This window comes from Acinetobacter sp. MYb191, assembly GCF_037572605.1.
Classification (GTDB): domain Bacteria; phylum Pseudomonadota; class Gammaproteobacteria; order Pseudomonadales; family Moraxellaceae; genus Acinetobacter; species Acinetobacter johnsonii.
In genome coordinates, this window is sequence record NZ_JBBGZP010000006.1 from 44,218 (window position 1) to 56,714 (window position 12,497).

General features: G+C 45.7%; 13 protein-coding genes. 6 read left to right on the forward strand and 7 right to left on the reverse strand.

The window, feature by feature from the left end; translation table 11 throughout:
* The first annotated feature begins 2 nt into the window (after positions 1-2).
* From WH214_RS01775 to dnaJ, 3 genes are all read left to right on the forward strand, one after another.
* Positions 3-3,140 (forward strand): efflux RND transporter permease subunit, encoded by a 3,138-nt coding sequence (locus WH214_RS01775; protein ID WP_339421976.1) that lies wholly within the window; start codon positions 3-5, stop codon positions 3,138-3,140.
* 131 nt (positions 3,141-3,271) lie between these two features.
* Positions 3,272-3,649 (forward strand): hypothetical protein, encoded by a 378-nt coding sequence (locus WH214_RS01780; protein ID WP_004978426.1) that lies wholly within the window; start codon positions 3,272-3,274, stop codon positions 3,647-3,649.
* 104 nt (positions 3,650-3,753) lie between these two features.
* A complete protein-coding gene (dnaJ, locus tag WH214_RS01785) occupies positions 3,754-4,869 on the forward strand; it encodes a molecular chaperone DnaJ (RefSeq protein WP_279736383.1) in 1,116 nt (371 codons plus the stop codon).
* 64 nt (positions 4,870-4,933) lie between these two features.
* Here the strand turns inward: dnaJ and WH214_RS01790 are convergent, their stop codons facing one another.
* Complete coding sequence (locus WH214_RS01790; protein ID WP_339421977.1) at positions 4,934-5,173, reverse strand: hypothetical protein; 240 nt, start codon at positions 5,171-5,173, stop codon at positions 4,934-4,936.
* A 197-nt stretch (positions 5,174-5,370) separates the two neighbouring features.
* Between WH214_RS01790 and dapB the strand changes: the two genes are divergently transcribed.
* Together dapB and WH214_RS01800 are read left to right on the forward strand one after the other, a co-directional pair.
* Entirely contained in the window at positions 5,371-6,192 is an 822-nt protein-coding gene (gene dapB / locus WH214_RS01795) for a 4-hydroxy-tetrahydrodipicolinate reductase (protein WP_339421978.1), read from the forward strand.
* A gap of 59 nt (positions 6,193-6,251) precedes the next feature.
* Entirely contained in the window at positions 6,252-6,899 is a 648-nt protein-coding gene (locus tag WH214_RS01800; protein ID WP_224467963.1) for an START domain-containing protein, read from the forward strand.
* A 48-nt stretch (positions 6,900-6,947) separates the two neighbouring features.
* Here WH214_RS01800 and WH214_RS01805 read toward each other — a convergent pair whose 3' ends face one another.
* Complete coding sequence (locus WH214_RS01805) at positions 6,948-7,349, reverse strand: hypothetical protein (RefSeq protein WP_339421979.1); 402 nt, start codon at positions 7,347-7,349, stop codon at positions 6,948-6,950.
* A 99-nt stretch (positions 7,350-7,448) separates the two neighbouring features.
* On the opposite strand from WH214_RS01805, the gene WH214_RS01810 reads away from it, so the two are divergent.
* On the forward strand, positions 7,449-8,900 hold the full coding sequence (locus WH214_RS01810) for an aminotransferase-like domain-containing protein (RefSeq protein ID WP_339421980.1): 1,452 nt from the start codon (positions 7,449-7,451) through the stop codon (positions 8,898-8,900).
* Between the two features lie 29 nt (positions 8,901-8,929).
* Here WH214_RS01810 and ahr read toward each other — a convergent pair whose 3' ends face one another.
* The 5 genes from ahr to mutY all read right to left on the reverse strand — a co-directional run bounded on the left by ahr (position 8,930) and on the right by mutY (position 12,485).
* Positions 8,930-9,952: an NADPH-dependent aldehyde reductase Ahr gene (ahr, locus tag WH214_RS01815; protein ID WP_339421981.1), complete on the reverse strand. Its 1,023-nt coding sequence runs from the start codon at positions 9,950-9,952 to the stop codon at positions 8,930-8,932.
* A 36-nt stretch (positions 9,953-9,988) separates the two neighbouring features.
* Positions 9,989-10,543, reverse strand: a complete 555-nt coding sequence (locus WH214_RS01820) for a DNA-3-methyladenine glycosylase I (RefSeq protein ID WP_339421982.1) — start codon at positions 10,541-10,543, stop codon at positions 9,989-9,991.
* Positions 10,544-10,562: 19 nt separating this feature from the next.
* Complete coding sequence (locus tag WH214_RS01825; RefSeq protein WP_004691836.1) at positions 10,563-10,808, reverse strand: hypothetical protein; 246 nt, start codon at positions 10,806-10,808, stop codon at positions 10,563-10,565.
* 15 nt (positions 10,809-10,823) lie between these two features.
* Positions 10,824-11,366 carry a M23 family metallopeptidase gene (locus tag WH214_RS01830; protein ID WP_171304179.1) on the reverse strand — a complete coding sequence of 181 codons (543 nt, stop codon included), beginning with the start codon at positions 11,364-11,366 and terminating at the stop codon, positions 10,824-10,826.
* Between the two features lie 84 nt (positions 11,367-11,450).
* Positions 11,451-12,485, reverse strand: a complete 1,035-nt coding sequence (gene mutY, locus WH214_RS01835; protein ID WP_339421983.1) for an A/G-specific adenine glycosylase — start codon at positions 12,483-12,485, stop codon at positions 11,451-11,453.
* Positions 12,486-12,497: the final 12 nt, after the last annotated feature.

Consider the following 12,497-nt stretch of genomic DNA (forward strand, 5'->3'; position numbering starts at 1 on the left):
GCATGAACTATAACCTGTCGGAATGGGCCTTAAAAAATAAGGGCTTGGTCCTTTATTTGATGTTGTTACTGGGCATCGTGGGGGTGGTGTCTTATTCCAAACTTGCACAAAGCGAAGACCCGCCTTTTACCTTTAAAGTGATGGTGGTACAGACCTATTGGCCGGGTGCAACGGCGCGTGAGGTGTCTGAACAAGTGACCGACCGTATTGAAAAAGAGCTGATGACCACGGGTAAGTATGAGCGCATTATGGCCTACTCCAGACCCGGCGAGTCGATGGTGACTTTCGTGGCACGAGATGCCATGCGCTCCAGTGAGATACCGGATGTGTGGTATGACGTACGCAAGAAAGTTGGAGACATCAAACATCAGCTCCCCAATGGGGTACAAGGACCATTCTTTAATGATGAGTTTGGCGATACTTTCGGCAACATTTATGTACTGACGGGTAAAGACTTCGATTATGCGGTGATGAAAGAATATGCCGACCGTTTACAGTTACAACTGCAACGCGTCAAAGATGTCGCCAAAGTCAATCTGGTCGGGCTGCAAGATCAAAAAATTTGGATTGAAATTTCCAACACCAAGTCGGCGCAGTTAGGCATTCCTGTAACAGCGGTACAACAAGCCCTGCAACAGCAAAATACCATGGCCAGTGCAGGCTTTTTTGAAACAGAATCGGATCGTATTCAACTCCGAGTCACAGGGCAAATTAAAAGCGTTGAAGAACTGCAACGTATGCCTTTATTGGTCAATGGAAAAACCATCCAGCTCAGCGATGTGGCTGATGTCTATCGTGGCTTTAGTGAACCCGCTCAACCCCGTATGCGCTTTATGGGGGAAAATGGCATTGGCATTGCGGTGTCGATGCGTAAAGGTGGCGACATCTTGGCTTTGGGTAAAAACCTAGAAACCGAGTTTTCCAAGCTGCAAAAAACTTTGCCTTTAGGTATGGAGCTGAAGAAAGTTTCAGACCAGCCTGTCGCGGTGAAGCGTAGTGTCAACGAGTTCATGAAGGTTTTGGCTGAAGCGGTGATTATTGTCTTGCTGGTTAGCTTTTTCTCGCTGGGTTTCCGTACTGGACTGGTGGTGGCATTCTCCATTCCACTGGTCCTAGCCATGACCTTTGCAGGCATGAATATTTTTGATGTCGGTCTACATAAAATTTCTTTGGGTGCGCTCATTTTAGCGCTGGGCCTCTTGGTCGATGACGCCATTATTGCCGTGGAAATGATGGCGATCAAAATGGAGCAAGGCTATAGTCGACTACAAGCAGCAGGGCATGCGTGGCGAACGACGGCTTTCCCAATGTTGACGGGAACTTTGATTACCGCTGCGGGCTTTTTACCGATTGCTACAGCAGCGTCCAGTACAGGTGAATACACTCGTTCTATTTTCCAAGTGGTGACCATTGCCTTAATTGTGTCTTGGTTTGCTGCGGTGTTGTTTGTACCTTATTTGGGTGACAAACTCCTGCCCGATTTTAATAAAGAGCTGATTCAAAAAGCGCCGTGGTATAGCCGTTTGTGGGCACGCTTGCGCAAACAGCCAGAGCCTCAGCCGATGGTGCATCATGCAGGTGAGCATCATGATCCTTATCAAACCAAGTTCTATCAAGGTTTTCGCCGTTGGGTCGATCTGTGTGTGACCTATCGCAAAACGGTCATTGCGACGACTGTGGCTATTTTTGTACTCTCGGTGTTGATGTTTAAGTTAGTACCACAGCAGTTTTTCCCACCCTCGAATCGTGCCGAAATTTTGGTCGACTTAAAACTTGAAGAAGGTGCGTCTTTAACGGCAACTGAAAATGCGGTGAAAAAAGTTGAACAGTTCCTGTCGAAGCAAGAAGGCATAGATAATTATGTGGCATATGTGGGCACAGGCTCGCCACGTTTTTATTTACCGCTCGATCAGCAGCTACCACAAGCCAGCTTTGCGCAGTTTGTGGTCTTGGCTTCTTCACTGGATGATCGCAATGAAATTCGAAAATCCTTAGACACCCAAATCCGTCAGTTATTGCCTGATGTACGTACTCGCGTTTCTTTACTTGAAAACGGCCCTCCTGTCGGTTATCCACTTCAATATCGCGTATCGGGTGAAGACCTAACCCAAGTGCGTGCTTGGGCGGATAAAGTCGCGGCGATGTTGAGTGCTAACCCCAACACCACCAATGTGCATTTGGACTGGGGTGAACCAAGCAAGATGATCAATTTAGAGATCGATCAAGACCGTGCCCGCCAAATGGGGGTGTCTAGTTTAGATTTGGCCAATTTCTTGAACAGCTCAATTTCGGGTGCCACCATTAACCAATACCGTGAGAAACGTGAACTGATTGAAATCCGTTTACGTGGTGATCAAGCCGAGCGGGTTGAAGTGGCATCATTGGCGAGCCTTGCAGTTCCAACTTCAAATGGCGGAACAGTACCGTTGGCACAAATTGCCAAAATTGATTATAGCTTTGAAGAAGGTTTGATTTGGCATCGTAACCGCCTACCGACCATTACGGTACGTGCAGATATTCGGACCAAGTTACAACCGGCCACTGCGGTGGATGAAATGGCGGAGCAGATGAATCAGCTGCGTGCGGAACTGCCGAATGGTTATTTGGTTGAAGTCGGCGGCACAGTGGAAGAGTCTGCACGTGGGGGTAAATCGGTCGCAGCGGGTATGCCTTTATTCTTGGCCGTGGTCATGACTTTGCTGATGATTCAACTGCGCAGTATGTCTCGTGCCACGATTGTCTTGCTCACTGCACCTTTAGGTTTAATCGGCGTGGTATTGTTCCTGCTGTTGTTCAATAAACCATTTGGCTTTGTTGCGATGTTGGGGACCATTGCCTTGTCGGGCATGATCATGCGTAACTCGCTGATCTTGATTGATCAGATTGAGCAAGACATTCAAGCGGGGCATGAATCATGGGATGCGATCATCGATGCGACAGTGCGACGTTGTCGTCCAATTGTGCTGACGGCATTGGCAGCTGTTCTGGCGATGATCCCACTATCTAGAAGTATTTTCTTTGGACCTATGGCCGTTGCGATCATGGGCGGACTAATTGTGGCGACGCTATTAACCCTGTTCTTTTTACCGGCCTTGTACGCGCAGTGGTTTAAAGTAAAAAAAATTAGCCATAAGCTGTAAATTTATGCCAATATCAGGTGCGAAACGTTGAAAATTTCAATATAGTAGCACCTGAAATTTATGGCATTTTTATAAAGCAGTTTTTTGCTACACATTAAAAAACCAACGATGTGGCAAATGGGGTTAAACGCATGATGCAAGACAATGTAACCAAGTATCGCCGCTCTATCGCGATTTCTTATGTCTTCATGTTTTTGGCTTTGTTTACTGTGATTAGTGGCGCATTTTCCTATTGGTATGCCCGAAAAGTCACGCAAATTGATCATGCTGAAGTGTGGTTACAAGCGCAAGCACTCTGGGTCATGCGCAATATTGTGATTTATAGTATTTTGGCTTTATTTGCAGCACTGTGGTTTATTCCTCTTATTTTCTTCACTTGGGACAGCGCATTGTGGGTGACTGCATGCACGGTTGCAGGTGTGGTTTTTAGCTGTATTGCATTTCTCTTCCTTCTAAATGCATGGTTTAAAGGCCTGTCTAAATTTTTGAAAAATAAAGCAGTTTTCTAATTCTACTGATTTTTTTTCAAACACCCCCTTGTAAAACTTGGTTTGAACCCAATTTCAGACCACAGTTGAGTATTAAATAAATTCCGTGAGGAGCATCGCCAGACATGGCTAAACGTGATTATTATGAGGTTTTAGGTGTTGCTAAAACCGCTAGTGATGATGAAATTAAAAAAGCCTACCGTAAGTTGGCGATGAAATATCATCCGGACCGCAACCCTGACAATGCTGAAGCTGAAGAGAAATTTAAAGAAGCGGCTGAAGCTTATGAAATTTTATCGGATAGCGAAAAGCGTAGCATGTATGACCGTATGGGGCATCAAGCCTTTGAAGGTGGTATGGGCGGCGGAGGCGGCTTCGGTGGTGGTTTCAGCGCAGAAGACATTTTCAGTCAATTCGGTGACATTTTCGGCGGCGCATTTGGCGGCGGCGGTCGTGGTCAACAGCGTGCACGTCGTGGTTCTGACTTACGTTATGTGATGGAACTGACGTTGGAAGAAGCAGTAAGAGGGGTGAAAAAAACCATTACTTTTACTGCACCAGCGCCGTGTGAAACCTGTGATGGTAAAGGCTCTAAAAACCCGAACGATGTTGAAACCTGTAAAACGTGCCATGGCGCAGGTCAGGTTCGCATGCAGCAAGGTTTCTTCTCTGTACAGCAGACCTGTAGCACCTGTCGCGGTCAGGGTAAGATCATTAAGAACCCATGTAATACCTGTCATGGTTCAGGCGTTAAAGACCGTCAACAAACCTTAGAAGTGACGATTCCTGCGGGTGTCGACAACGGTGACCGCGTTCGTTTAACGGGTAAAGGCGAAGCGATTCGTGATGGTCAGTCAGGCGACTTGTATGTAGAAGTGGTGGTGCGTGAGCACGAAATCTTCCAACGTGATGGTGCAGACCTGTATATGGATGTCCCTGTGAGCATTGCCGATGCCGCTTTGGGTAAAGAAATTGAAATCCCGACACTCGAAGGTCGTGTGAGTTTGAAAATTCCTGAAGGCACACAAACGGGTAAAATGTTCCGTTTACGTGGCAAAGGGGTTAAACCTGTACGTACCAGTATGCAAGGTGATTTACTCTGCCGTATCGTGATTGAAACGCCAGTCAACTTAACAGCACGTCAACGTGAACTGTTGAAAGAGTTGCAAGAAACTTTAGATGGAGATGATCACAAATCATCACCAAAGAAGAAGTCTTTCTTTGACCGACTGTTTGATTAATTGAATACGGTACGTCTGAATTGGTGTTGAAAAGAGCGGGAATATTTTCCCGCTTTTTTTTATGTTATTGCGCTTCTGCTGGCAGCTCAGGTTGATCGATCTCTTCAACCGACACCATGTCTTCAGCCATAGGTGCAGCGGCTTGTACTTGTTGTTCGGCCTGTACTTTAGGGTGTGTGCTGGTGGTGATCTTTACCTGTGACAAACTTTCTAAGGTGTCGCCGGCTTGAACAGCGGGTTCAGCCTGAACTTGTGCCCAACTGCCCCCAAACGCCATCGCTAGAAAAAGTACCTTGGCTTTCATTCTATTTTCCTCATTTTAAAGTTGTTTTTAAACGCGAACCTAGTCTGCGTAAGATTGATTGCAAATTTGTGAAAAGCTGGAGAAATCATGTTTGAAAATAAAGCGATTTTTTCGATGAAAATGGCCAACAAACCTTAGTCTGGGCAATCAGTTTTGCTATAGTAAGAGCAATTTTGAAGCTAGATTAGGAATATGTTATGTCAGCAGCTCCACGCATTGGTGTCTTAGGTGCCGGCGGTCGTATGGGTCGCATCCTTATTCAAGCGGTACATGAAGCAGGCTATCAACTGGCTGCGGCAGTGGAACGCCCTGAAAGCTCACTGGTTGGTACAGATGCAGGTGAGCTTGCAGGTATTGGCAGCCTAGGCGTGAAGGTCGTGGGTAGTCTGGAAGCGGTAGTGAAAGATTGTGATGTGATCATTGATTTCACTGCACCAGTAGCGACCGTTCAGCATTTAAAAATTTGTCGTGAAGCTGGGGTGGCCATTGTCATTGGTACCACGGGCATGAATGACCAACAAAAAGCCTATTTGGATGACTCTGCGACTCAAACACCTGTGGTCTATGCAGCGAACTATTCTGTGGGGGTCAACGTTTCGATTAAACTGTTGGAATTGGCGTCTAAAGTCTTTGGCGACACAGTGGATATTGAAGTGATTGAAGCGCATCACCGTCATAAAGTCGATGCACCATCAGGCACCGCATTGATGATGGGTGAGGCCATTGCGGGTGCTTTAGGGCGTGACTTGAAAACCGATGCAGTGTATTGCCGTGAAGGTCATACAGGACCTCGTGAGCGTCAAAGTATTGGTTTCCAAACTATTCGTGGCGGCGATATTGTCGGTGAACATACAGCTATGTTTATTGCCGATGGTGAGCGTGTTGAAATTACCCATAAAGCGACCAACCGTATGAACTTTGCTTCGGGTGCGGTACGTGCTGCGGCTTGGGTGGTAGGGCGTGAAGCACGTAAATATGACATGAAAGACGTACTAGGGTTTAACGATATTCAAGTTTAAAAACCTGCTTCATTCGCCATAAAAACAAGATAAAAAACTAAAATAAGACGAAGAATAGAATGAAAAAAGTCATGTATATGGCTTGTGTTGTTGCCGTGATGACGACAGCACAAGCCAAACCTATGGATCAAGCCAAACTCAGTATTCATAAAAATAATATTAAAGTTTGGACCTATCAAAATGCGCAAAACCCGGTCTTTTTATATAAGGCCGAAACCACGTTTGATGTGCCGATTGAAAAAGCAGTGTCACTGATCTTAGATGTTGACCATGCGGTGAAATGGGTGCCGTATATGGGCAGTGTGAAAGTCTTGTCGCGCGACGATAAAAAAGGTGAGTTTCAACTGTATATGGTGCTGGATTTCCCTTTTCCTTTAAAAGACCGCGACTTGGTGGTGCAGGGGAAAATGACCAAGGACAGTCAGGGCATTATTAGCATTAAAAATAAAGCGATTGATAAAAACATCCTTAAAAATCCAGATTATGTTCGCCTAAATCATTATGAGGGCGATTGGACCTTTCAGAAACTGGGATCAAATAAAGTCAAGGTTTCGACCTCAGGTTATGCCAACCCTGAGGGATCGATACCACTGAAGTTTGTGAATATGTTTGTCCAACAACAACCCTATCAAATGCTGCAAAAAATGAAAAATCAATTGCTGGAACAAGAAGACACTCCTGCCCATTTACCAGCTGCCTTACGTTAATTTTAAAGACGGAGAAGCCTGCAATGCAGGCTTTTTATGTTTTAAAACTTAAGGCTGTTGATAAGCGTTCAGCAGCTCTAAGGTTGAAGCCTTAGGCAGGTCTAACTGGATTAAACTGAGCATGGCATGTCCTTCACCAGTGAGCGAGATCTTGAAGTTTTCAGCACTGCTTTGGTCACATTGGAACTGTAAATTTTTCTGGTGGGGCAAGTTCATCTGCATTTCACGTTCATTGTTCAACCGATATTGATAGGTTCGTTGGGTCGAGGTTTCAGTCAAGCTCGGCGCTAAACTTAAAAACTGATAATCAGTTAAATTTTGCGTTTTCAGAAACCCTTCAATCAGGGCTTTACAAATAAAATGCTGCTGTTGTACTTGCTGCGAAATATGTGGCGGTTGGCAAGCCGATAAGCTCAATAAGCAAAAGAGAGATATGATTATTTTTTTCATAAAAGTGCCTATTTATGATTGTGAACGAATGACAGAAGCATAATTCTGTTGGCATAATGGATACAGATACATAAAAGTTAAAAAAATAGGTACAGATGAATGGCATTCCAGTATCAAAGCTTGGCTGCACAGTTGCTTGAAAAAATTCAAAATGCTGAATTACCCGCAGGGCAAAAGCTGTTGTCGTTACGCCAGTTTGCCAACTTACAAAAGGTCAGTTTGAATACCGCCAAGAGCTGTTATGAGCTACTCGAGTCGCAGGGGTATATTCATGTGAAAAATAAGTCGGGCTATTTTGTCAGTTATCAAAAAAATACCAGCCCATCTATTCCCGTACCACAGCATCCTGATTTTCTGTCTCAAGCTCGTGATATTTCTAACTTAGAGCTACAGCTGGAAATTCAACAGTCTTCCATTAATAGCCGTCTCATCCATTTGGGAGCGATTCAGCTTTCTCCAAAACATGTGCCTGTAGAGGCGCTCCGCCGCTCCATTCAACGTGCTTTGAAACACAGTCAACCTGAAGATTTTTTATATAGCGATAAGCAGGGCCATATTCGCTTGCGGCAGGCCTTGTCTGAGCATTGGGCTGAAGATGGCTTCTATATTTCGCAGGATGATATCTACATCAGCAATGGCTGTATGCCTGCGTTGTCGGTGATGATCCAACACCTCTGCAAGGAAGGGGACAGCGTGATTGTGCCGACCCCAAATTTTAATGGTCAGTTGCAAATGTTGGCGGGGTTAAAACGAAAAATTATTGAAATTCCAGCCGATACCCAAGGCTTTGATCTTGAACGTTTAGAGCAGGTCATGCAAAGTTCAGGCGCAAAAGCGTGCTTACTCACGGCCAATTATCAAAATCCATTGGGGTTTTGCTTAAGCAATGCAGAAAAAGAAAAAATTGCACAACTGGCTGCGCGCTATCAGTGCTATGTGATTGAAGATGATATTTATGGTGAATGTAGTTTCAGTTCGAGTCGTCCGTTGCCGATTAAGTATTGGGATCAGCAGGGTTATGTGATTTTCTGTGGTTCGGTTTCCAAGTCACTTTCAACTGCGTATCGCGTAGGTTGGTTTTGTATTCCGCAGCGCTTAGCGCATTTGAAGGCTACGTTATTGATGCAAAATATTACAGTGAATACACCCTTGCAGTTGGCACTGGCCGATCTCATTTATAGTCGTGCTTATCGGGAGCATTTACAGCAGTTAAAGCCGATTTTGAAACAGCAAGTTGAGCAATACCGACACATGATTCAGCATGCCTTTAACGGAGTTGAGTTACGTATCAATCAACCCTTAGGTGGTTATGCGCTGTGGTTACAGCTACCCGAGTGTATCGATGGATTAGATATGTACTATTTTGCTCAGCAGCACGGTATTAATATTGTGCCAGGCGAAGTCTTTGGTGAAGGGCAGCGTTATAAAAACTGTATCCGCCTCAATGCAGGTCATGAAATTTCAACAGATATTCGCGCAGCGGTCACCTTGTTGGCTGATTGGGTGAAAGCGCAACTCAGCAGTTCGACGTTGGTAAAACAAGCGGTATAAAAAAGCGCCTCTTTTGAAGCGCTTATGGATTAAAAATCAGCTTTGAGGACAATCCGATAACGGGCTTTTCCAGAATGTAATCGTTCCAGTGCTTCATTCAACTGTGACATAGGATACAGTTCAATTTGTGGCGCAATGTTTTTACGTGCAGCGAATTTGAGTAGCTGACGTAATGCCGCAGGTGAGCCAGTGGGTGAACCCGTGATAGATTTTGCTCCAGCAATCAGACTACCTGCATGAAACTTGATGGGCTCAAGGGGCAGGCCTAGTAGATGGATCGTGCCATTCGGTGCCAGTGTACTGATATAGGCAGGCCAATTGAGTGAGACATTCACGGTGCTGAGGATTAGATCAAATTTTCCTCGCTGGGTTTTAAGCGCATCCACATCACGGCTATTCACCACATGGTCTGCGCCCATGGCTTTGAGTTCGTCAGTTTTGTCGAGGTTCGAGGTGAACGCCGTAATTTCACAACCCCATCCTCGAAGTAGCTTAATAGCCATATGCCCTAAACCACCAATGCCAATCACGCCAACATGGTGAATGGCTTGAATTTGGTGTTTTAAAATCGGATCAAAAACGGTAATACCACCACACAATAAAGGACCTGCTGACTCAGGATCTAGCTCTTCAGGTAAAGGAATAATCCACTGCCAACCTGCGCGAACTTTGTCGGCAAAGCCGCCTGCATGACCGACGATGGTTGCTGTCGGCCCTCCTGTACAGAGCACTTGTTGGCCCGACACACAGGGATCACAGTATTGGCAGCTTTCTGCCGTCCAGCCAATACCGACGCGCTGTCCAAGTTTAAGCCCTTTGGCTTCGGAGCCTAAGCGACTGATGGTGCCAATAATTTCATGACCAGCAACCACAGGGTAGACCGAAGAGTTCCATTCATTGTTAATGACCGAAACATCGGAATGGCATAATCCACAATATTCGACTTGGACTTCGACCTGATGTGGTTGCAGTTCACCCGCATCGAATTGATAGGGTTGTAACGCTGCGCCTGCTTGCATTGCCGCATAGGCACGAATGGTGTTATCCGACATATTTTATATCCTTATTTTCCTGTTTTTTATGTACTTTTATTTAAAATGACAGCTATTTTCATGGTCATTGACCATGCCGACCGCTTGCATAAAGGCATAGCAGGTGGTGGGTCCGACAAATTTAAAGCCCTGTTTTTTTAGGGTTTTAGACATATTTTGGCTTTGAGGTGTCTGTGCAGGTGCTGCGCGGTAGTCCGGGACATCATTGTTGATTGCGTGTTGCTCGACAAAGTTCCAGAGCCACTCAACGGGGTTGATGCCTTGTTGTTTCAGGGCTTGCCATGCAATCGCATTGTCACGAATGGCGGTCAGCTTCCCGATATGGCGAATTAAGCCGATATCTTGGACTTTTTCGGCTAAATCTGTATCAGTCAAAGCCGCAATCTGTTCAATGGAATATTGAAAAAACTGGCGATGATAATGTTCACGCTTTTTCAGGACAGTAATCCATGACAGCCCCGCTTGTTGACCTTCGAGGCAGAGCATCGCAAATAATTGCTTTTCATCATGTAGTGGTTTACCCCACTCATGATCATGGTAGTCGATGTAAAGTGGGTCTGAGGAGCACCATCCGCAGCGTTGAGTGGTCATGAACATGCTCCTGATCTTTTTATAGGGTAAAAGGTGCCCATTGGTCGTGTTGATTGTCCCAATAAAACAATTGGGCGTGTTCGAGGTCGGAAAAGTTAATCCAAACATCTTTTCCTGTTTTTTCAGCAAATCCAGTGCTGATTAAAAGCGCATCTTCAGTAATTTCCATGATCCAACCTTGGTGGTTTTGTCCTGCCAAGATGATTTTTTGTTGATTGCCTGATTCAGCAAATTCGACCAGACGGTTGATCAACGCTTCTGACATGAAAAATTCCTAAAGTTAACGTAAATAAGGATAGGGATTTACTGCACCACGGCCTTTACCTTGTAAATAAAGTCCATAATGCAAATGTGGGGCTGTGTGCCGTGCATTGCCTGTATTGCCGACATAGCCGATCAGGTCGCCTTTTTTGACATAGTCGCCGACACTTAAGCCACGTTTATGGTCATCAAGATGAGCGTAGTAATGCCAAGTGCCTGCTGGCCCCATAATCCAAACCACTTTACCACCCAAATTGTTATTGCGTAAGTCTGCAACGAGACCTTCTGTGGCAGAAAAAACTTTTGTTCCACGTGGAGCCAGAATGTCGATGCCTTCATGCGTCCGTCCGCTACTGCGGGACGCTCCCCAAGTATCTGTGAGCCCATGACGTTTAATGCCTTGAACGGGTACAGGCAGCTGCTGAGCTAAACGCATGTTTTTCAGCTGTTGGACTTGTGAGGCAGGTAACTGGCTTCCACTCGGTGCAGGCGGCGTGGTGCGGCAAGCTGCGAGTAACAGAATTACAAAACTTAAACTGGCAAGCGCAGAAAGGCGAGACAAACAATAACGCACGAACAATCCTTTATTATTTCAGTGATCTAATTTTAAAGTCTCAGGGTGAACCCAATCGATCACCCAACTATGTCACAGTTGAATTGCCGAGATCAATTTTTTCATCGCAGTTGGGATGCCCATTTCTGTGACGTTTTGTATGTCTAGCCATGTGCTGGCCAATTCTATACTTAAATGTTCGAGCTGATCGGCATCGATCTCAAAGCAAAGTGCTTCCAGTTGCCAAGTGAAATGGGTGAAACTATGCGAAATTTCAGTGCGTTGCGAGACTTGTTTCAGTCCTAGACTTTGGCACAGTTGCGAGAGTTCATCACGATTTTCAAAAATAGGTAAACACCATAAACCGCCCCACAGTCCACTATTGGGACGCTGTTGCCACAGCCATTGATTGTGATGGCGCAGCACCAAAATTTGGGCAGACTTCACAGGTACAGCTTTCTTGGGTTTTTTAAAAGGCAGTTCAGTTTCTAGCCCTTGTGCATGGGCCTTACAGTGTTGCTGCATTGGGCAGTATAAACACAGCGGTTTTTTAGGGGTGCAGACGGTTGCCCCCAAATCCATGATGGCTTGGGTATAGTCGTGGTTACGTTCAGTTGGACAGAGTTCAGTGGCCAGTTGCCACATGCTGCGTTCATGCACAGGTTTGCTTAGATCATCCTCAATGGCAAAAAAACGCGCGAGCACGCGTTTTACATTGCCATCCATAATGACGCCGTACTGACGTAAACCCAAAGACATCAGCGCCCCTGCGGTAGATGGACCAATGCCTGGCAGTTCAATCCAGTCCTCTAAAGTTTGAGGAAAGTGCCCCTGACGTGCCACAACCCCTGCAGCTTTATGTAGATTACGTGCACGGGCATAGTAGCCCAGACCTGCCCAGTAAGGTGCGACCTCATCCCATGATGCTGTCCCTAAAGCTTCAACCGTTGGGAAGCGTTCGATAAAACGCTCGAAGTATTGCAGCACGGTTTTGACTTGGGTCTGTTGCAGCATAATTTCAGACACCCAGACTTTGTAGGGATCATCGGCTACTTGCCATGGCAGGTCATGTCGACCATGAACATCGAACCAAGTCAGTAACGCATCTGAAAAAGAGAAAGGAGACATCTGAGGCACAAG